This is a genomic window from Streptomyces sp. NPDC020917 (assembly GCF_044333795.1).
Classification (GTDB): domain Bacteria; phylum Actinomycetota; class Actinomycetes; order Streptomycetales; family Streptomycetaceae; genus Actinacidiphila.
Map to the genome: position 1 here is coordinate 59,893 of NZ_JBIRRR010000012.1, position 20,100 is coordinate 79,992.

19 protein-coding genes are annotated in these 20,100 nt (G+C 73.4%); 7 read left to right on the forward strand and 12 right to left on the reverse strand.

Translation table 11 applies throughout. The annotated features are described in order from the left end of the window. The 5 genes from ACH4TG_RS24300 to ACH4TG_RS24320 form a co-directional block, all read right to left on the reverse strand. Nucleotides 1-330: a YciI family protein gene (locus ACH4TG_RS24300; RefSeq protein WP_398244573.1), complete on the reverse strand. Its 330-nt coding sequence runs from the start codon at nucleotides 328-330 to the stop codon at nucleotides 1-3. A 112-nt stretch (nucleotides 331-442) separates the two neighbouring features. Then, entirely contained in the window at nucleotides 443-1,177 is a 735-nt protein-coding gene (locus tag ACH4TG_RS24305) for a YoaK family protein (protein ID WP_398244574.1), read from the reverse strand. Between the two features lie 241 nt (nucleotides 1,178-1,418). After that, nucleotides 1,419-2,321, reverse strand: a complete 903-nt coding sequence (locus ACH4TG_RS24310) for a SigB/SigF/SigG family RNA polymerase sigma factor (protein ID WP_398244575.1) — start codon at nucleotides 2,319-2,321, stop codon at nucleotides 1,419-1,421. Nucleotides 2,322-2,378: 57 nt separating this feature from the next. Beyond that, nucleotides 2,379-3,386 (reverse strand): acetylxylan esterase, encoded by a 1,008-nt coding sequence (locus tag ACH4TG_RS24315; protein WP_398244576.1) that lies wholly within the window; start codon nucleotides 3,384-3,386, stop codon nucleotides 2,379-2,381. A gap of 141 nt (nucleotides 3,387-3,527) precedes the next feature. After that, nucleotides 3,528-4,112 carry a TetR/AcrR family transcriptional regulator gene (locus ACH4TG_RS24320; RefSeq protein ID WP_398244577.1) on the reverse strand — a complete coding sequence of 195 codons (585 nt, stop codon included), beginning with the start codon at nucleotides 4,110-4,112 and terminating at the stop codon, nucleotides 3,528-3,530. Between the two features lie 217 nt (nucleotides 4,113-4,329). Here ACH4TG_RS24320 and ACH4TG_RS24325 point away from each other — a divergent pair, with 217 nt between their 5' ends. Beyond that, entirely contained in the window at nucleotides 4,330-5,277 is a 948-nt protein-coding gene (locus tag ACH4TG_RS24325; protein ID WP_398244578.1) for an SDR family NAD(P)-dependent oxidoreductase, read from the forward strand. Between the two features lie 211 nt (nucleotides 5,278-5,488). On the opposite strand, the gene ACH4TG_RS24330 is transcribed toward ACH4TG_RS24325, so the two are convergent. Then, a complete protein-coding gene (locus ACH4TG_RS24330; protein ID WP_398244579.1) occupies nucleotides 5,489-6,157 on the reverse strand; it encodes a GNAT family N-acetyltransferase in 669 nt (222 codons plus the stop codon). Between the two features lie 556 nt (nucleotides 6,158-6,713). On the opposite strand from ACH4TG_RS24330, the gene ACH4TG_RS24335 reads away from it, so the two are divergent. From ACH4TG_RS24335 to glgC, 3 genes are all read left to right on the forward strand, one after another. Further along, nucleotides 6,714-8,384, forward strand: coding sequence for a xylosidase (locus ACH4TG_RS24335; protein ID WP_398244580.1), 1,671 nt, complete (start codon nucleotides 6,714-6,716; stop codon nucleotides 8,382-8,384). Nucleotides 8,385-8,449: 65 nt separating this feature from the next. After that, nucleotides 8,450-9,613 carry a glycogen synthase gene (gene glgA, locus ACH4TG_RS24340; protein WP_398244581.1) on the forward strand — a complete coding sequence of 388 codons (1,164 nt, stop codon included), beginning with the start codon at nucleotides 8,450-8,452 and terminating at the stop codon, nucleotides 9,611-9,613. Nucleotides 9,614-9,676: 63 nt separating this feature from the next. Further along, a complete protein-coding gene (gene glgC, locus ACH4TG_RS24345; protein ID WP_398244755.1) occupies nucleotides 9,677-10,897 on the forward strand; it encodes a glucose-1-phosphate adenylyltransferase in 1,221 nt (406 codons plus the stop codon). A gap of 181 nt (nucleotides 10,898-11,078) precedes the next feature. On the opposite strand, the gene ACH4TG_RS24350 is transcribed toward glgC, so the two are convergent. Further along, nucleotides 11,079-11,912, reverse strand: coding sequence for an aldo/keto reductase (locus ACH4TG_RS24350; protein ID WP_398244582.1), 834 nt, complete (start codon nucleotides 11,910-11,912; stop codon nucleotides 11,079-11,081). Nucleotides 11,913-12,150: 238 nt separating this feature from the next. Between ACH4TG_RS24350 and ACH4TG_RS24355 the strand changes: the two genes are divergently transcribed. Next, nucleotides 12,151-14,205, forward strand: a complete 2,055-nt coding sequence (locus ACH4TG_RS24355; protein ID WP_398244583.1) for a SpoIIE family protein phosphatase — start codon at nucleotides 12,151-12,153, stop codon at nucleotides 14,203-14,205. Nucleotides 14,206-14,621: 416 nt separating this feature from the next. Here ACH4TG_RS24355 and ACH4TG_RS24360 read toward each other — a convergent pair whose 3' ends face one another. Further along, nucleotides 14,622-15,239 carry a LysE/ArgO family amino acid transporter gene (locus tag ACH4TG_RS24360; RefSeq protein ID WP_398244584.1) on the reverse strand — a complete coding sequence of 206 codons (618 nt, stop codon included), beginning with the start codon at nucleotides 15,237-15,239 and terminating at the stop codon, nucleotides 14,622-14,624. A 134-nt stretch (nucleotides 15,240-15,373) separates the two neighbouring features. Here ACH4TG_RS24360 and ACH4TG_RS24365 point away from each other — a divergent pair, with 134 nt between their 5' ends. Continuing rightward, nucleotides 15,374-16,291 (forward strand): LysR family transcriptional regulator ArgP, encoded by a 918-nt coding sequence (locus ACH4TG_RS24365; RefSeq protein WP_398244586.1) that lies wholly within the window; start codon nucleotides 15,374-15,376, stop codon nucleotides 16,289-16,291. 103 nt (nucleotides 16,292-16,394) lie between these two features. On the opposite strand, the gene ACH4TG_RS24370 is transcribed toward ACH4TG_RS24365, so the two are convergent. Together ACH4TG_RS24370 and ACH4TG_RS24375 are read right to left on the reverse strand one after the other, a co-directional pair. Then, nucleotides 16,395-16,541, reverse strand: a complete 147-nt coding sequence (locus ACH4TG_RS24370) for a hypothetical protein (protein ID WP_398244588.1) — start codon at nucleotides 16,539-16,541, stop codon at nucleotides 16,395-16,397. Nucleotides 16,542-16,716: 175 nt separating this feature from the next. Next, nucleotides 16,717-17,037 carry a hypothetical protein gene (locus ACH4TG_RS24375; protein WP_398244589.1) on the reverse strand — a complete coding sequence of 107 codons (321 nt, stop codon included), beginning with the start codon at nucleotides 17,035-17,037 and terminating at the stop codon, nucleotides 16,717-16,719. A 137-nt stretch (nucleotides 17,038-17,174) separates the two neighbouring features. Between ACH4TG_RS24375 and ykgO the strand changes: the two genes are divergently transcribed. After that, nucleotides 17,175-17,297, forward strand: a complete 123-nt coding sequence (gene ykgO, locus ACH4TG_RS24380) for a type B 50S ribosomal protein L36 (RefSeq protein ID WP_033172643.1) — start codon at nucleotides 17,175-17,177, stop codon at nucleotides 17,295-17,297. An 89-nt stretch (nucleotides 17,298-17,386) separates the two neighbouring features. Here the strand turns inward: ykgO and ACH4TG_RS24385 are convergent, their stop codons facing one another. Together ACH4TG_RS24385 and ACH4TG_RS24390 are read right to left on the reverse strand one after the other, a co-directional pair. Beyond that, nucleotides 17,387-18,052 (reverse strand): TetR/AcrR family transcriptional regulator, encoded by a 666-nt coding sequence (locus ACH4TG_RS24385; protein WP_398244590.1) that lies wholly within the window; start codon nucleotides 18,050-18,052, stop codon nucleotides 17,387-17,389. 70 nt (nucleotides 18,053-18,122) lie between these two features. Next, entirely contained in the window at nucleotides 18,123-19,622 is a 1,500-nt protein-coding gene (locus ACH4TG_RS24390; protein WP_398244591.1) for an MFS transporter, read from the reverse strand. Nucleotides 19,623-20,100 lie beyond the last annotated feature (478 nt).

Consider the following 20,100-nt stretch of genomic DNA (forward strand, 5'->3'; position numbering starts at 1 on the left):
TCACTCCGTCCAGAACGGCCGCACCTCGACCATCCCGTACTTGGCGACCGGGTGCTTCGAGGCGACCTCGATGGCCTCGTCGAGGTCGGCGCACTCGATGATGTCGAAGCCGCCCATCTGCTCCTTGGTCTCGGCGTACGGCCCGTCGGTGGTGAGCACCGCGCCCTCCCTGACCCGCACGGTCGTGGCGTCCTCGGCGTCGCGGGTGCGGCTGCCGGTCAGCCGCACGCCGCGCCCGGTCATCTCGTCGACCCACGGCTGCGCGTCCAGCTCCTGCGGGGTGGCGTCGAAGCCCTGGCCCTCGCTGCAGATCAACAGCAGGTACTTCATGGCCCGTCTCCTTGTCTCGGTGCCGCCGCGGGTCCTTCACCCGCGCGGTCACCCCTACGACGATCGGGATCCGGCCGGGACGACACTTCGGCCGGAGGAATTTTCGTCCCCCTCAGGAAGCCTGCGCCCATCGGGCCGTCGCCGAGCGGAACGGCATCAGCGCGCCGGCGACGACCACCAGCGCGACCACCGCGCACAGCAGCGTGGCGTCCGGGTGGCCGTGCCCGATCAGCGCGGCCCCGGCCAGCGCCCCGAGGAACATCGCCGCCGCGGACAGCAGCCGCGCGCCCACCTTGCCGGACCGGCCGCCGCCGAGCGCCGAGTCCGCGGCCATGCCGGTGATCGTCAACGTCAGCACCGTCGTGGTCAGATCGGGCACCCCCAGCCGGCGCACCACCGCGTTCTGGCCGCCCATCGCCAGCCCCAGCAGCACGATCAGGCCCCCACGCGCCGCGCCCTGGGCCGGCAGGTCCACCGTCGCGCCCAGCACGCTCGCCCCGGCGACCAGCACCACCTGCACGGTGGTGACGGCCAGCAGCAGCCGCGCCCGCTGACCCGGCATCACCAGGACGAGCCGCCCGCCCGCCGCCGCCCCCACCACGAACGCGGCGAGCGCCAGCACCGAGGCGCTCACCGAGAACCCGCTCGACCCGGCGAGGGAGAAGGCGAGGAAGACCACGTTGCCGGTCATGTTCGCCACGAAGACCCGGCCCAGGGCCAGATAGCTGAACGCGTCGACCAGACCGGTGACGACGGTCAGCACGAGCAGCAGCGGCGGGAGCGGGCCGTGCGGCCCTGAGAGGTCGGGGACGAGCGTGGCACGGGCTTCGCGGAGCGTGGTCTGCACGGCTCCATGATGGGGGACGGCCGGCGCGCCGGAGCCCCCGTGCCGCGCGAGAATCCCGAGCCGTGCCGAGCCGGGCCGAGCCGGGCGCACGCCCCGCGGCGGGACGCGTCGGCGGGGCCGGGGGCCGGGGGGGGGGGGGCCCCGGCCCCCCGGGGGGGGGGGGGGGGGGGGGGGGGCCGGGGGGGGGGGGGCCCCGCCCCCCCCCGGGCGGGGGAGCGGGCCCTGCGGGCCCGCGGGTAGGTCAGGCCTGGGTGAGCAGGCCGGCCCGCAGTCTGCCCAGCGTCCGGCTGAGCAGCCGCGACACGTGCATCTGCGAGTAGCCGAGCCGCTCACCGATCTGTGCCTGGGTGAGCTCCTCGCCGAACCGCAGCTGGAGCAGCACCCGGTCGCGTTCCGGAAGCTCCTCGATCAGCGGGGCCAGGCTGTGGAAGTCCTCCACCAGTTCCAACGCCGGATCGCACTCGCCGATCGCGTCCGCGAGGGTGCGGCCCTCGCCCTCGGCGCTGCTCTCCGCGTCGTTGTACGGGGTGTCGAGCGAGCCGGCGGTGTAGCCGTTGGCCGCGACCAGCCCCTCCAGCACCTCCTCCTCGGTCAGCTCCAGGTGCTCGGCCAGCTCGGGCACCGTCGGCTCGCGGTCGAGCAGCACCGACAGGTGCTCCTTGGCCTTGCTCAACTCGACCCGCAACTCCTGCAGCCGGCGCGGCACATGGACCGCCCACGAGGTGTCGCGGAAGAAGCGCTTCATCTCGCCCACGATGTACGGGATCGCGAACGTGGTGAACTCCGTCTCGCGGGACAGGTCGAACCGGTCGATCGCCTTGATCAGCCCGATCGTGCCGACCTGCACGATCTCCTCGTGGTCGGTGGCGGGCCTGTTGCGGTACCGGGCGGCGGCGAAGTGCACCAGCGCCAGGTTCATCTCGATCAGGGTGTTGCGCGCATAGGCATAGGCATGGGTGCCCTCCTCCAGTTCCTGGAGCCTGTCGAAGAAGAGCCTCGACAGTTCCCGGGCGTCCTTGGGAGCCACTCCTGTTGCATCGTCGATCCAGGGGAGGCCGCCTGTGGCGTCGTCCACCGGCGCGGGCCGGGGGACGACAGCGGTCGTTCCGTCCGTGCTCTCCGACTGCTCAACCTTTGCGGTCACGTCATCGCCTCGCACTCTTCCGACTGTTCGACGCCCGCCTGCCCCCGAAGCCGCGCCTTATGCCTGGGTGGTTGCCGAACTGCCGTCCGCGGAGGCCGCACCGAGCCGCTCCGCGAACCACTTCAGCTGGCTGACCTGCTGGAACGGGCCGCCGCCGTCATGGCCGTTGAAGTCGTACACCTCGATCTGCTTGCTGCTGCCGGCGTAGGCGTTGTACGCCGCGAACACCGTCGACGGCGGGCACACGTCGTCCTCCAGAGCGGTGGAGAACAGCGCGGGCGCGGTGGCGCGGGCGGCGAAGTGCACGCCGTCGAAGTACGACAGCGTCTCGAACGCGCGTGCCCTGCGGTCCCGGTGGACCGCCAGGTAGCGGCCGATCTCGCGGTACGGGTTCTTGTCCGTGAGGGTGGCGGCACGCGGGAAGTCGCACAGGAACGGCACGTCGGGCGCGACCGCCACGAGGTCCGGCACCAGCCCGGCCACCGCCAGCGTGATGCCGCCGCCCTGGCTGATCCCGGTCACCGCGGTGCGCGTCCCGTCGGCCAGCGGGTGCGAGCGGGCGGCCTCGACGGCCCGCACGGCGTCGGTGAACACCCGCCGGTAGTAGAACTCCCGCGGGTCCTCTATACCGCGGGTCAGGAAGCCGGGGGAGGACGGCGCGCTGCCCACCGGGTCGGGGGTGTCGCCGGACGACCAGCCGCTGCCCTGGCCGCGGGTGTCCATCACGAAGTGCGCGAAGCCCGCCGACGCCCACAGCAGATGGCTGTGCGCGTGCCCCCGGCCGCCGCCGTAGCCGACGAACTCGACCAGCAGCGGCAGCGGTTCGGTGGATCCGGCGGGCAGCACCAGCCAGCCCTTGACCCGGTGGCCGCCGAACCCGGAGTACGTCACGTCGTACGTCTCCAGCGTGGTGAGCCCGGTCGGCACGCGGGTGAACACCGCGTCCAGGTCGTGCCCGCGCGTCTCGGCGAGCGTCTGCGCCCAGAACGGGTCGAAGCCGTCCGGCTCGGCGGCGGCGCTGCGGTAGGCACGGAGCTTGTCCAGGGGCAGGTCGAACAGGGCCATCGGGATCCTTCGCGGGTGAGCCGGCTGGTGATCGCCCTCACCGTACGACCGCGGCTGCCGCCTCCAGCAGGGGAGTCTCACGAGGTGGGACCGGCCGGGCGCGCCTCGCGCCCGCCCGAGCCCGGGCGCGGCCCGGCGGGATCAGGCGGCGGGTCCCGGGTGCCGGCGCAGTCCGGCCACCAGCAGGTCGAGCAGGCGCCCCGCCTGCTCCCGCTGCTCGGGCGTGCCGGCGGCCATGCCGATGCCGCCGAGGCCGGTCACCACGTCGGCGGCGCTCACGTCGTCGCGCAGCGACCCTTCGGCGGCGCCGGCGGCCAGCAGTGCGCCCACCGCGCCGGTCAGCCGATCGCGGCTGTGGGCGAACGGGTTTCCGCCGGAGGCGATCACGGCCTTGAGCGCGTCACCCATCCCCCGTTTGGCCGCCATGTAGTCGATGAAGTGATCCATCCACGTCCGCAGCGCCTGGACGGCGGTGCCGGTCTCCAGCAGTTCGGGTGCCGAGTCGCACAGCCGGTCCAGCTCGTTGCGGTAGGCGGCGTCGACGAGCGCCTCCCGCGTGGGGAAGTGACGGTAGAGGGTGCCGATGCCGACGCCCGCCTCCTTGGCGATGGCGTCGAGTGTGACGTCCGCGCCGTCCTCGGAGAACGCGCGCACCGCCACGGCCAGCAGCCGGTCCCGGTTGCGCTGGGCGTCCGCGCGCAGCGGACGGGGTGCGGTGTCCGCCACGTGTGCCTCCTCGCCGTCCCGCCGTCACGGAACGTGCCGTGCCTGGCGGAGCCTGTGCCATCGATACGGAGCTGGCTCCGCTTGCAACCGGAGTTGCCTCCGTTTACCCTGGCGGGCGTAGCGGAGGAACCTCCGGATATCCATCGTACCCGGCCGCGTCCCCGCCGCGCACGCCCCGGCCGCGTCAGGTGCCGGGGCCTTGGAGGAACGGAACGACATGACTGACAGCACGCGCATCACCACGCCCTTCGACCGGACGTCCACGGCTGCCGAGGTCGTGGCGGGCATCCCGCTGTCCGGGAAGAAGGCGGTCGTGACCGGCGGGGGCTCGGGTATCGGTGTGGAGACCGCCCGTGCGCTGGCCGGCGCCGGCGCCGAGGTGACCCTCGCGGTGCGCTCGGCCCAGGCGGGCGAGGAGGCCGCCCGCGACATCACGGCCACCACCGGCAACCAGCAGGTACGGGTCGCGCTGGTGGACCTGGCCGACCCGGCCTCGGTCGCCGCCTTCGCGGCCGCCTGGTACGGGCCGCTGGACATCCTCGTCAACAACGCGGGCGTGATGGCGGCCCCCGAGACCCGCACCGCGCGGGGGTGGGAGCTGCAGTTCGCCACCAACCACCTGGGGCACTTCGCCCTGGCGCGCGGCCTGCACCGGGCGCTCGCCCTGGCCGGCGGCGCGCGGGTCGTCTCGGTCAGTTCCAGCGGCCACCTGCAGTCGCCGGTGGTCTTCGAGGACATCCAGTTCGCCCACCGCCCCTATGACCCCTGGCTCGCCTACGGCCAGTCCAAGACGGCGAACGTCTTGTTCGGGGTCGAGGGCAGCAAGCGCTGGGCGTCGGACGGCATCACCGTCAACTCCCTGATGCCGGGGGCCATCCAGACCAACCTGCAGCGGCATGTGTCGACCGGCGAGCTGGACGCCCTGCGCGCCCGGGTGGGCGGCGGCGGGCCCAGCTGGAAGACCCCGGAGCAGGGCGCCGCGACGTCCGTGCTGGTCGCGACGTCCCCGCTGCTGGAGGGCGTGGGCGGCCGGTACTTCGAGGACTGCGCGGAGGCCGGCCCGCACGAGGAGGGCGGTCCGCGCCGCGGCTATGCCGCGTACGCGGTCGACCCGGAGGCGGCGGCCCGGCTGTGGCAGGTCTCCGAGGACCTGCTGGACGGCTGACCGGGCGCGGGCCGGGGACGGAGCCGGGCCGCCCACGTGGGCCTGCCGGGACCGCCGGCGGCCCTGCGCCGCCGGCCGTCCCGCGCCGCGCGCGGGAGCGCTCCCGCGTGAGCGCGCTACTTGCCCTTGGCGCCGCCGGCGGGCCGGCCGCGGCCCGGGTCGGTGGTGCAGCCGCCCTTGCGGCAGTTCACATCGGGGCAGGACATGTTGATCACCTCTTCTGAGCCGGATGTCGTTCGGGAGGGCGTGCGGTCACCGAGTCGTCGGGGCGGGCGGACCCGGTGGACCCGGTGGGACGGCCGGGCCGTGCGGACTCCGCGGTGTCACGGAGGTGGGGCAGGTCGGCGGGGACGCAGTCCATCAGGAGCTTGTCGACACGCCGGCCCTGCCACAGGCCGGCGCTGCGCAGCCGGCCCGCGGTGCGGAAGCCGGCCTTGAGATAGGCGGTCACCGCCGCGGTGTGCGGGGCGAGGACCTCGAGCCACACCGAGTTGAGCGACGCGATGGTGAAGGCCCAGTCGAGGGTGAGTGCGGTTGCTTCGGTGGCGTAGCCCCGGCCGCGCTGCTCCGGAGCGATGACGACGGTGAACTCGGCGCTGTTGACGGCCTGGTCGACACTCAGCGACGTGGTCCCGACCGGGACCGCGCCGTCGGCGGTGACGACTTCGAAGAGCTGGTAGTGGGCGGAGGTGTGACTGCTGCGGAAGCGTGCCCGGAACACGTCCCAGGACACCGGCCAGCGGGCCCCGAAGCCGACGACGGTCGCCGGATCGGTCTCCCACCGGTGGTAGTCCTGCATCATCTCTTCCCTCGCGAGCGCCAGTGCCAACCGCTCTCCGGCACGCAGCGGGAGGGGCGCGGTGGGGCGCGGGTCGGTCATCACACTCGGTCTCTCCTCCGTGTGCCCGGACGGGGCGCGGTGCAGCCGTCCACAAAGCGTCAATCCCCGATGGCCCGCAGGGCACGGGAACGGCGGTTTCTGCCCGGTGCCGTCAGGTGTGTGCTTAGCGGGTGCGCGGGCCGGGCCGTGTCGCGCTCGGCACCAGCAGCCCCGTGCATACGCTGACACCCCACGGGTGACGACGACTTGAGAGGCGCCGGAGCCGCGGGGGGCCGGGAACGGGACGCCCGGGAAGTGGCCGGATCCGGCCCGACCGTCGCCTGCCCGGCTGCCGTTCCCGCCCTACGCCCCAAGGTGTGAAGGCCGCACGGACTCTTGACGGCCCGTTCAGTTCAGCAGTTGAATCCCTGCGTACCTCGAACCACCTTTCCTCATCTCCTCGGCGTGGTGCCGGTCAGCGGCGTGTCAGCTGATTTTGTGCACCTTCCCCCACCGCTGACGGGTGCAAATGGAGCGGAATTCACCTGCGGGCCGTGCCGTGCGGCGGGCCCGCCGTGGGGGCGCTGGGTTCACCTGCTGAACATCGGAGTCTTCCATGGGAGTGTCACGTCGCACGTTCGTCGGCGCCGCCGCAGGCGCCTCGGCCGCCGGGGGCCTCGCCGCCCTGGGCATGGCGAGCACCGCACGGGCGTCCACCGCCGTCCCGGCCGCGAGCGGCCCGGGGGACGTGGTCGGCAAGACCACGGTCGGCTACCAGGGCTGGTTCGCGTGCATCGGCGACGGAGCGCCGATCAACGCGTGGTGGCACTGGAGCCCCGACTCGGCCCAGCCGCCGTCCCCGTCCAACACCGGCATCGTCGCCTGGCCGGACGTCCGGGACTTCACCCGCACCTACCGGACGTCGTACGCGAATCTGGGCAACGGGCAGCCGGCGACGCTGTTCTCGTCGTACGACCAGCAGACGGTGGACACGCACTTCCAGTGGATGCAGCAGTACGGCATCGACACCGCGGCGCTGCAGCGGTTCAACCCCACGGGCGGGGAGGGGCCGACGCGGGACGCGATGGCGGCGAAGGTGCGCAGCGCGGCCGAGTCGCACGGCGTGAAGTTCTACGTCATGTACGACGTCACCGACTGGACGGCCATGCAGTCCGAGATCAAGACGGACTGGACGAACAAGATGTCGGCGCACACGGCGAGTTCGGCGTACGCACGGCAGAACGGCAAGCCGGTGGTCTGCATCTGGGGCTTCGGCTTCAACGACGACAAGCGGCCGTGGGCACCCGCCCCGTGCCTGGACGTCGTCAACTGGTTCAAGTCCCAGGGCTGCTACGTCATCGGCGGCGTGCCGACCTGGTGGCGGACCGGCGACCGGGACTCGCGCCCGGGCTTCAGCGACGTCTACCACGCCTTCCACATGCTCTCGCCGTGGATGGTCGGCAGGATCGGAAACGTTTCCGACGCGGACAACTTCTTCAACGTCGCCACCGTCCCCGATCTCGCGGAGTGCGCCGCGCACGGCATCGACTACCAGCCGTGCGTGCTGCCCGGCGCGGTCACCCTGCGCCAGCGGGCGCACGGCGACTTCATGTGGCGGCAGTTCTACAACATGTGCCGGGCCGGGGTGCAGGGCGTCTACATCTCGATGTTCGACGAGTACAACGAGGGCAACCAGATCGCCAAGACCGCCGAGTCCCAGGCCTGGGTGCCCACCGACTCCGGTTTCCTGGCGCTGGACGAGGACGGCACCGCCTGCTCCTCGGACTACTACCTGCGGCTGACCGGCGACGGCGGCCTCATGCTCAAGGGCCAGATCGCGCTCACCGCCACCCGCCCCACCCAGCCGACCACCGGCGGCAACACCGGTACCGGCACCGTCGTCTCGCTGCGGGCCCGGGCGAACGGCGACTACGTCACCGCCGAGAACGCCGGCGCCTCGCCGCTGATCGCCAACCGCACCTCCGTCGGCCCGTGGGAGCAGTTCGACCTCATCGACCGGGGCAGCGGCAACGTCGCGCTGCGCGCCCACGCCAACAACCAGTACGTGACGGCCGAGAACGCCGGCGCGTCCCCGCTGATCGCCAACCGCACGTCCGCCGGCCAGTGGGAGACCTTCCAACTGGTGCACAACGCCAACGGCACCGTCAGCCTCCTCGCGCTGGCCGACAACCAGTACGTCACCGCGGAGAACGGCGGGGCCGCGGCGCTGATCGCCAACCGCGCGGCGATCGGCACCTGGGAGCAGTTCGACCTGATCACCAACTGACGGGGTAGGGCTCCCGCCAACCGGGGAAGGCAACAGGCACGCGTTGTCGACGGCGGGAGGTCTCGGTGAAGGTCGGGCTGCTGACCCGGGAGTACCCGCCGGACGTCTACGGCGGGGCCGGCGTCCACGTGGAGTTCCTCGCCCGCGAACTGCGCGCGCTGGTCGACCTGGAGGTGCACTGCTGGGGCGAGGGCGCGGAGGACGGAGTGGTCCGCCACCGCGCCCCCGCCACGCTCGACGGCGCCAACGACGCGCTGCGCACCTTCGCCGTCGACCTGGCGATGGCCGCCGCCCTCCAGGGCCGGGACCTGGTGCACTCCCACACCTGGTACGCCAACCTCGGCGGCCACGTCGGCAAGATGCTGCACGGCATGCCGCACGTGCTCACCGCGCACTCGCTGGAGCCGCTGCGCCCCTGGAAGGCCGAGCAACTGGGCGGCGGCTACGCCCTGTCCTCCTGGGCCGAGCGCACCGCGATGGAGTCCGCGGACGCCGTGGTCGCGGTGTCCGACGGCATGCGCCGCGACATCCTCGGCTGCTACCCGGAACTCGACCCCGACCGGGTGCACGTCATCCGCAACGGCATCGACACCGCGGCCTACCGGCCCGACCCGCGCACCGACGCCCTCGCCCGCATCGGCGTGGATCCGGAACGCCCCTACGTGCTGTTCGTCGGCCGCATCACCCGCCAGAAGGGCGTGCCGCACCTGCTGCGCGCCGCCCGCGGGATCGACCCGTCGATCCAGCTCGTGCTGTGCGCCGGCGCCCCCGACACGCCGGCCCTGGACCGGGAGTTCCGCGGCCTGTTCGACGAGCTGAACGCGGTCCGCCAGGGCGTGCACTGGATCCCGGCGATGCTGCCGCGCCCGGTGGTGGTCCAACTCCTCACGCACGCGGCGGTGTTCGTCTGCCCCTCGGTGTACGAGCCGCTCGGCATCGTCAACCTGGAGGCGATGGCCTGTGGCACCGCCGTGGTGGCTTCGGCCGTCGGCGGCATCCCCGAGGTCGTCGACGACGGCGTGACCGGGCTGCTGGTGCCGTACGACGAGCAGCGGCCGGAGGCGTTCGAGAGCGGGCTCGCGGCGGCGATCGACCGGCTGGCCGGCGACCCGGACGGCGCCGCGCGGATGGGTGCGGCGGGACGCGACCGGGCCGTGCGGGAGTTCGGCTGGGACGCCGTCGCGCGCCGCACCGCCGACCTGTACTCCGCGGTCCTCGATGGCAGCTGAGGGCGGCGGCGCCGTGCGGAAGCGGCCGTACGGCGGGCACAGACGGACACGATGGAGGGGGCCCTGATGCGCGGTGGACCTTCGGTACTGGGCATAGTGCTGGCCGGGGGCGCGGGAAAGCGGCTGATGCCGCTCACCGCCGACCGGGCCAAACCGGCGGTGACCTTCGGCGGCACCTACCGCCTGGTGGACTTCGTGCTGTCCAACCTGGTCAACGGCGACGTGATGAAGGTGTGCGTGCTCACCCAGTACAAGTCGCACTCGCTCGACCGGCACATCACCACCACCTGGCGGATGTCCAGCCTGCTCGGCAACTACGTGACGCCGGTGCCGGCCCAGCAGCGGCTCGGCCCGCGCTGGTACCTCGGCAGCGCCGACGCGATCCTGCAGTCGCTGAACCTCGTCCACGACGAACAGCCGGACTACATCGCCGTGTTCGGCGCGGACCACGTCTACCGGATGGACCCGCGGCAGATGCTCGCCCAGCACATCGAGCACGGCGCGGGGGTCACCGTCGCCGGCATCAAGGTACCCAGGGCCGACGCGTCCTCGTTCGGGATCATCACGCCGGCCGGGGACGGCCTGCGGGTCGAGCGGTTCCTGGAGAAGCCCTCCGACCCGCCGGGCCTGCCGAACGACCCGCACCGGGTCTTCGCCTCCATGGGGAACTACCTGTTCAGCACCAAGACCCTGCTGGACGCGCTGCACGAGGACGCCGAGGACAGCCAGTCGCTGCACGACATGGGCGGCAGCATCCTGCCGCGGCTCACCGACAAGGGCGTCGCCCAGGTCTACGACTTCGACACCAACCACGTGCCCGGTGAGACGGCCCGCGACCACGGCTACTGGCGGGACGTCGGCACCCTGGAGGCGTACTACGAGGCGCACATGGACCTGGTGTCCGACCAGCCGGCGTTCAACCTGGACAACCGCCGCTGGCCGATCTACACCCACCCAGGCCAGCTGCCGCCCGCCAAGATCGCGGCGGGCGGGATCGTCGGCGAGTCGGTGATCAGCCCCGGGTGCGTGGTCCGCGGCCAGGTCACCAGGTCGGTGCTCTCGCCGGGCGTGGTGGTGGACTCCGGCGCCGTCGTCCAGGGCTCGGTGCTGCACGACAACGTTCGCGTGGGACGCGGCGCGATCGTGCGCGGCGCAGTGCTCGACAAGAACGTGGACGTGCCGCCCGGCGCCACGATCGGCGTCAGCCCGGAGCGGGACCGCGAGCTGTACACCGTCTCGCCCGGCGGGGTGATCGCGCTGGGCAAGGGCCAGCGGGTGGAGTGACGCCCGCTGCCCGCTGCCCGCCGCGCGGAGGGCTCCCGGCGTGCCCGCCCCGGCACGGCACGGCGGCCGCCCCGGCTAGGGGGACGGCCGCCGTCGCGCACGGCGTGGACCCGCCCGGGCACGGCGCCGTCGTCGGCTTCGTCGAGTGCGGCTCCGGGCGGCGCCGGGGCACGTAGCCGCGTCAGGGCACCCAGTTGAAGGTGTCGGGGTCGGGGCCGGTGCGCTCGTCGCGGTTCAGCGCGGTGATCGCGGCCACGTCGTCGGGCGCCAGCTCGAAGTCGAACAGGCGGAAGTTCTCCGCCACCCGCTCCGGCGTCACCGACTTCGGGAAGACGATGTCACCGCGTTGCAGGTGCCAGCGCAGCACGACCTGGGCCGGCGTCCGCTGCACCCGGTCCGCGATCGCGGTGATCACCGGGACGTCCAGCACCTTGCCCTGCGCGATGGGCGACCACGCCTCGGTGGCGATGCCGTGCTCCCGGCCGAACTCCCGCAGCGGATCCTGGACCAGGTAGGGGTGGATCTCGATCTGGTTCACCGCCGGCACCACGTCGGTCTCCCGGAACAGCCGCTCCAGATGGGCCTGCTGGAAGTTGGACACGCCGATCGCCTTGACCCGGCCCGAGCGGTAGATCTCCTCCATCGCCCTCCAGGTCTCGACGTAGTCGCCCACCCCGGGCAGCGGCCAGTGCACCAGGAACAGGTCGAGGTACTCCAGGCCCAGGTCGTCCATGGTGCGGGCGAACGCGGCGAGCGCGTCCTCGTACGCGTGGTAGCCGTTGTTCAGCTTGCTGGTCACGAACACGTCCCCGCGCGGCAGGCCGGAGTCCCGGACCGCCTGGCCGACCCCTTTCTCGTTGCCGTACATCTCGGCGGTGTCAACGTGCCGGTAGCCGGTCTCCAGGGCCACGCGCACCGCTTCCCGGGTGCGGTCCGGCGGGATCTGGAACACCCCGAAGCCCAGCTGAGGGATGGTGACGCCGTTGTTGAGGGTGACGGTGGGAACTGAGGTCATGAGCGCGACTTCCTTGCTCGGATCCCCCCTGTGCCTGCCGGTCCGGATCCCCCGCGGGCGCCCCCGGCGCGCTCCTGCGCGTCCGGCTCTCCCGCCACCGTAATCCCGCCGCGCCACCGGGGCCCGCCGGGGCCGGCCGGACGCGCCCGCCCCGCCGCCGGGTGCCGCGCTCCCGGCCGGGCGCCCCCGGGCGCCCGTCCACCGTGCCCGCCGCAGCCCGGGGAGCGATGATCAGAGGATGACGCGGACCGGTGGCGGGGGTGTGCCCGAGCTGGAGCCGGAGGTCTTCGACGACGCCATCGTGGCGGTCGCGCTCACCTCCGGTGCCGAGCACCGCCTCGTCTACTACAACGACGCCTTCCGCAATCTCTTCGGGCCCCGCAAGATGGGCGCCCGCGCCGCCGACGCGTTCCCCGAGGAGCGGGCCGTCCGCTACGTGCGGATGCTCGACGAGGTCTTCCACGACGGCCTGGGCCGCCAGGTCACCGGGCCGCGCACCACCGAGGGCCTCTTTCCCGGCGCCCCCGGACGCCGCCACTTCATCTACAGCTGCTCCCCGGTCCTGTCCCGCTTCGGCCGCGGCGTGCTCACCGTCTGCGTCGACACCACCGCGCAGGTGGAGGCCGTGGAGCGGGCCGAGCGGCTCTCCACCGAGCGGCACCAGGCGCTGCACCGGTACGAGGCTCTGATGGGCGCGGTGACGCAGACCGTGTGGCTGATGCAGCCCGACGGCTCCATCTCCGAGCTGGTCGGCGACTTCGAGGACTTCACCGGCAAGCGGTGGCGGCCGGTGATCGACGAGCAGTGGCTGACCCTCGTCCACCCCCACGATCGCGGCCACCTCGTCCGCACCTGGCAGGAGGCGGCCGAGGGCACCCCCTCCATGTTCGTCTGCACCTTCCGGCTGCGCACCACCGCGCACGACTACCGCCACGTCCAGTCCCGGGCCGTGCCCATCGTGCGCGACGGCGAGATCGTCGAGTGGATCGGCGCGACCGCCGACATCGAGGACCAGTGGCGCAACCGGCTGCGCGAGCGGCTGCTGGCCAGGGTCGCCACCGTCACCGCTGCCGACGACGTGCCCCAGGCGTTCGGCGCCGTCGCCGGCGCCGTCGTCCCGGAACTGACCGACGCCTGCGCCGTCTTCCTGCTGCCGTCGTCCGGGGCGACCGGCAGCGGCGAGCCGCTCACCGCCGTACGCGTCGCCTCCACCGCCCGCCCCGGCCTGCCCGACCTGCCGCCGCTGATCGACCAGAGCTACGCGGTCGGGCCGATCGCCCGCCAGGTCATCGAGAGCCGCCGGCCGAAACTGCTGGTCTTCCCGGCCGGCAGCCCGCCGGCCGGCATCCTGCCGGAGGTGTCGCTGGACTGGCTGCGGGCCGCCCGCGCCACCAGCCTGACCGTGGTGCCGCTCATCATCGACTCGGCGGTCGTCGCCTTCGCCTGCGCGGCCGGCTGCGCCGACAGCCCGCCGCCGGGCCCCCGCGACCTGGCGCTCCTGGGCGAGGTGCTGCACGAGGTGCGCGACCCGCTGCGGCAGGCGCTGGAGCTGCAGCGCACCCGGCACACCGCGCTCACCCTTCAACGCGCCCTGCTCACCCCCACCCCGAGCGTGCCCGGCGCGGAGATGGCCGCGCACTACCAGCCGGCCAGCAAGACCGCCGAGGTCGGCGGCGACTGGTACGACGCGCTGCTGCTCCCGGACGGCTCGGTCACCCTCAGCATCGGCGACATCGCCGGTCACGACCTCGACGCGGCGACGTCGATGAGCCAGCTGCGCAGCATGCTGCGGGTCATCGCCTACGACCAGTCGCGGCCGCACGACCCGGCCGAGAGCCTGGCCCGGCTCGACCGGGTCGTGGACGGCCTCGCCATCGCGCCGCTGGTCACCGCCGTGCACGTGCGGTTGCGGCGGCGCGCCGGCGGCGGCTGGCACGCGGCGTGGTCCAACGCCGGCCATCCGCCCCCGCTGCTGCTGCCCGCCGAGGGCCGCCCCCGCTTCCTCGAGGGCGCGGGCCCCGACCTCCCCCTGTGCGTCGCCCCCGCGCTGCCCCGCACCACGTGGCACTACGACCTGGACCTCGGCGACACGCTGCTCCTCTACACCGACGGCCTGATCGAGGTCCCCGGCACCGACCTCGCCGACGGCATGGCCGGCCTCGCCGAAGCGGCCGCCTCCGCCACCCGCAGAGGCATGCCCCTCGCCGACATCTGCGCCCTGCTCCTCGCCGGAGTCACCGACCGCCGCGACGACGCCGCCCTCATCGCCTTCCGCCCCACCCCCCACCTCTAGCCGAACATTGCGGGGTGCGCCCGGACTGCCCGAGCGTTGTTGTGGGTGCGCGGGTCTGGCCGAGCGTTGTGGTTGCGCGGGGACTGGCCGAGCACTGTGGGTCCGTTGGACTGCCCGAGCGCTGCGGGGGCGCGGGGAACTGCGCGGCCGGCCACGGTCGGGCGGGTGGTCCGGTGCGGCGGGGCCGGCCCCTCCGGGGCGGGGGTGCGCGGGGACTGCCCGAGCGCTGCGGGGGCGCGGGGTCTGCTCGTGCGCTGCGGGGGCGCGGGGTCTGCCCGAGCGTTGTGGGGGCGCGGGGAACTGCGCGGCTGGCCACGGTCGGGCGGGTGGTCCGGTGCGGCGGGGCCGGCCCCTTCGGGGCGGGGGTGCGCGGGGACTGCCCGAGCGCGAGGGCTGCCGGGGGCGAAACGCAGTGGCTACGTGCGGGAAAGCATGACCAGGCCCAGCGTGACCATGGTGGCCGCAATGCACGCGTCGAGGACGCGCCAGGCTGCCGGCCTGGAGAAGGGGCGCCGCAGCAGCCGCGCCCCGAAGCCGAGGCCGCTGAACCAGACGACGCTGCCGGTCGCGGCACCGACACCGAAGGGCCACCGGCCACCGCCGTACCCGTTGGCCACGGACCCGAGCAGCAGCAGCGTATCCAGGTACACGTGCGGGTTCAGCCACGTCATCGCGAGACACGTGAGCACCGCGCCCCGCAGCGACGTCCCCACCGCGCCGCCGTCCGCCGTCAGCGCGGCGGCCGGACGCAGCGCCCGGCGCGCGGCCAGCGCCCCGTACCCGATCAGGAACGCCCCGCCGGCCCAGGCGATGACCGTCACCGCCGAGGGGAAGTGCCTGAGGACGGTGCCCACCCCGCCGATGCCCGCGGCGATGAGCACCGCGTCCGAGACCGCGCAGATCGCCACGACCGCGGGCACGTGCTCGCGCCGGATGCCCTGCCGCAGCACGAACGCGTTCTGGGCGCCGATGGCGACGATGAGCGACAGCCCGGTGCCGAGCCCGGCCAGGGCCGCGATGAGTACCTCACGCATGCCTTGAGGCTAGGAGCCGCATGGCGATCAGACCAGCTAATGATTCTTAGGCGGCATCAGCATCACTTAAGATTCCGTCAAGGCGGCCACCGCGGCGCGGTCCCGCGCCGCACGTCACCGATGAGGGGCCCGCGATGATCGACCTTCCTCTGGACCAGGTACGGACCCTGCTCGCCGCGGTCGACGAAGGGACCTTCGAGGCCGCAGCCGAGACCCTGCACCTGACGCCGTCCGCGGTCAGCCAGCGGATCAAGGGCCTGGAGCAGCGCACCGGGCGGGTGCTGCTGCTGCGCACCAAGCCGGTCAGGCCGACGCCGTCGGGCGAGATCGTGGTGCGGTTCGGCCGCCAACTGGCCCGGCTGGAACGGGACGCCGGCGCCGAACTCGGGCTCAGCGCCGCCGCCGGCCCCACCGCCCTGCCGGTCGCGGTCAACGCCGACTCGCTCGCCACGTGGTTCCTGCCCGCCCTCACCGAGGTCGCCGGCCGGTACGACGTCACGTTCGACCTGCACCGCGAGGACCAGGACCACACCACCGTGCTGCTGCGGCAGGGGCTCGTCATGGCGGCGGTGACCTCCTCGCCGGAGGCGGTGCAGGGCTGCACGGTGCGCCCGCTGGGCACCATGCGGTACCGGGCGATGGCGAGCCCGGCGTTCACCGCCCGCCACCTGCCGGGCGGCCCACTGGCACAACTGCTGGCCGCGGCGCCCGTCGTGGTCTTCGACCGCAAGGACGACCTTCAGGACCGCTTCCTGCGCGCGCTCGCCACGCCCGGCACCACCGGGCGCGGCGGCGCCGGCCGGATCCGGCACCACGTGCCGTCGTCCGAGGCGTTCGTCGGGGCCGTCGTCGCGGGCCTGGGCTGGGGCATGATCCCGGACGCGCAGTCCGGGCCGCACCGCGCGGCGGGCACGCTGCTCGACGTGCCGGAGGGCCCGCCCGTGGACGTGCCGCTGTACTGGCAGCAGTGGAAGCTCGACTCGCCCGCCCTGGCCGCGGTCGCCGACGCCGTGGCGGGCGCCGCCCACGGCGCGCTGATCCCGCCGGCCTGATCCGCCGCCCCGATTCCGCGGGGCGGCGCACGCCGGCGGTCAGCCCAGCGACGCGGCCCAGGCGTCGATCGTCGTCACCTCGGCCTGGCGCGGGAAGACCCTCTCAGTCGGGCATGGCGATGCGGCCGACGATGTTCTCCTGGACGTCCATCACGAGCAGTGCGGACTTGGACATGCTGGTGTACCTCTCGGGGGCGGGTGCCGCGGCCGGACCACCGCGGCGGGCCGGGGGCGGACGGCGGTCACGCAATCGAGACTGCGTAGCTGTACCTGTACATCTGCCAGGGTTCTTCGGGCGGGGAAGCGGGCGCGGACGGGACGGCGGACACGCGAGCGCCCCGCGGGCCGGGTGGCGTCGCGGGGCGCTGCGGTTCTCGTCAGGGGTGTTCGGGAGGCGGGACGGTGGAGGACGGGCGGGACCTGCGTCAGGCGGGGGACCCGCCGTGCTCGTCCCCGTCGGAGCTGCCGTCCTCGTGGACGTCGTCGGGTCCGGTGAAGTCCGGGCTGGAGAAGCCGGGGCTGGAGAAGCCCGCCTCGTCGGGCACCAGCTCGTCCGCGTCCCCGGCCTCGTAGTCGGGGCCCTCGAAGGGCGGGACGACGAAGTCCGGCACGGTGAAGCCGTCCGCGGAGTCGTCGGGTCCGGTGAAGTCCGGGCTCGAGAAGTCGGGGCTGGAGAACCCGGGACTGGAGAAGTCCGGGCCGTCGTCCTGCGCTCCGCCGTCCGGCCGCCGCGGTTCCTCGCCCATGCCTGGCCCCTCCGCCCCATCAGGAATGAACGCGGCAGTGCCGCGGTTGTCGTGCCTGCACGAACAGTACGGCCTGGAACGCTCGTACGGGGCGTGCACCGGCAGATACCGGCCGCTACGACGAGAAAGGCAACCCGATGAAGGTACGCAACTCGCTCCGCTCCCTGAAGAACCGTCCGGGAGCCCAGATCGTGCGGCGCCGCGGGAAGGTCTACGTGATCAACCGCAAGGACCCGCGCTCCAAGGCCCGCCAGGGCTGACCCCGCATGCCGCGCGGACCCCGCCCGTGGGCGGGGTCCGCGGCGTGCCGACCGGCCGCCGGCCCGCGCAACGGCGCGGGACGGCGGGCCTACTTCGCCGCGACGGCGCGGGCGGCGCCGTCCTCGGGATCGGAATGCGTCCCGTTGATCTGCTCCAGCTGCGCCCGGGAGACGGCAGGACCGGAGGCCGGCGTGCCGGGGGAGCGCAGGCCGGCCAGGTGGATGTCGAGGTAGCGCTGCCACGCGTCGGGGACCACCTCGCCGCTGGTCTCCACGACCCCGCGCAGGCCCCAGAACAGCGCCATCACGTCGCCGAGCTCGACCCCCGGCGCGACCCGGCCCGCCTCCTGGGCGCGTACCAGCAGATCCGTGATCAGATCCCGCAGCTGCTCCACGCACGCGGCCTTGGAGTGGCCGACGAGCTTGTCGGCGTAGCCGCGGTGCGCGCTCAGCGAGCGGCCGACGACCCGCATGAACGTGTCCAGCCCGGCGCCGTCGGGCAGTTCGAGGGCGTTGCGCGCCTCGACGACCAGCTCGCGCAGCATCTCGCCGGCGATCTCGTCCACCAGCGCCTGCTTGTTGGGGAACCGGCGGTAGACCGTGCCGACGCCGACCCCGGCCCGGGAGGCGATCAGCTCCATGCTCGCGTCGGTGCCGAACTCGGCCAGCACCTCCCGGGCGGCCGCCATCACCAGTTGGTGGTTGCGTACCGCGTCCCGGCGCAGCGGCCGGGTCTGCGAGTCGGCGGCTGCCATGGTCACTCCGCTCGTCCGTGCTTGCTCCCGTGCGGGGGTGCGGGTCCCCGGCCCGCACTCCCGCACGCCGTCATTCGGCGCTGTCGCCCCCGACCGTACCGCGCACGGCCGCGACCGCAGCCGTGCCGGCGGCCTCGGCCTGCGGCGCCGCCGCGTGCTCCGGCTCGCCGGAGACCGCGATCCGGCTGGTGTGCCGGGTCACCGGGATGAGTACGGCGGCGAGCGCGGCGACCAGCAGCGCCCCGCCGAGCATCGCGAAGCCGTGGGTGTAGCCCGCCTCGCGGGGCAGGCCGTCGGCCGCCGGGCTCGCGGTGACCACGCTGGCCATCAGCGCGGCACCGATCGAGCCGCCGATCGTCCGGATGTTGGCGTTCATGCCGCTGGCCACGCCGGTCTGCTCGGCCGGCACCGCGCTCACGATGAGGCTGGACATCGCGGCGAACGCCAGGCCGAAGCCGGCGCCCATGATCGCGGTGGCCAGGTACAGCTCCCAGGTCTGGCTGTGCGCGAAGGCCAGCAGCGCCATCGAGACCGTGCCGACGAGGGCGCCCAGCAGCACCACGACCTTGCCGCCGACGCGCGCAGCGAAGCGGCTGGAGACCATGCCCACCAGGAACATGGCGATGCTCATCGGCAGCAGGATCAGCCCGGACTGGGTGATGCTCGCGCCGAAGCCGTAGCCGGTGGACTTGGGCGACTGCACGAACTCCGGGAGGAACGCGAAGACCGCGTACATCCCGACGCCGAACAGCAGCGCCACCAGGTTGTTGGTCCACACCGCGGGGCGGCGCATCATCGTCATGTCGATCAGCGGCATCGCCGACCTGCGCTCGACCTCCACCCAGCCGACGGCCAGCACCGCAGCAGCGGTGAACAGCCCGATGACCTTGCCGGACCCCCAGCCCCAGACCGGGGCCTGGCTCAGGGCGACCAGCAGTGCCACCAGCCACGCGGACAGCAGCACCGCGGGTGCCCAGCTGATCCGGCCGGGCGTGCGCACCGGCGAGCGGGGGATGAACACGGCCGCGGCGACGGCCGCCGCCACGGTGACGATCATCGGCAGCCAGAACAGCCAGTGGTAGTCGAGGGCGTTCACGATCGGGCCGGCGAGGACGATGCCCAGCCCCGCGCCCACCGCGCTCAGCGAGGCGATCGCACCGATGGCGCCGTTGAGCTTCTCCCGCGGGAACTCGTCGCGCACGATGCCGAAGGCCAGCGGCAGCACGCCGCCGCCGATGCCCTGGATCACCCGCGCGATGATCATGACCTGCACGTTCGTGGCGAGCGCGGCCAGCAGCGAACCCGCCGCCAGCGCGCCGAGGGTCGCGACGAAGACGCGTTCCTTGCCGACCATGTCGCCGATCCGGCCCATGATCGGGGTGAATATCGAAGCGGACAGCAGATAGGCGGTCAGCACCCACGTGACGGTGTTCTGAGTGGTGTGCAGATCGGCCTGGATGGTCGGAAGCACCGGGGTGACCAGGGACTGCAACAGCGCGTACGCGGTGACGCTGGCCGCCAGGACCACGAAGGTGACCTGGTGGTGCGTGCGCCGTGTCTCGGACGCCATGGAACTCCTTCCCAGCAAAGCCAGAAGCGGAACTGTGATTCCGGTAGGTGATCCAGGCTAGCCCATCTGGAATGCCAATTCCGTTTCCTTCCGGTTGCGGAGGGTGCGGGAAAGAGCACATCGGGAGCGGGAACAAATCGGGGTCGCGCGCCGGCGGACCGGCGGCCGCTGCTCACGCCGGGGGCCGGGCACGGCTGCGGGGCCGGCGCCGGGCCCGCGGCGGCGGCCGTGCCGGGGTGCGGCTCGAACCGTTGTCGAGCGCGCGTCGAGGAGTTCTGTGGCGGCTACCCGATCCCGCACGTGTTCCCGCCGGTGGTCCCGCCTGCGGTCCGTGCGACGGTAACGGCCCCCTGCAGGGAAGGGACGTGCCCCGGAGGGGCGCGGGGAACTGCGTGCCCAGCCAGTGCGGCGCCGCACTCCGCCACCTGCCCCGAAGGGCAGCTCGGTCCGTCCCGGACCCCGGCCGGTGCCGTGCTCG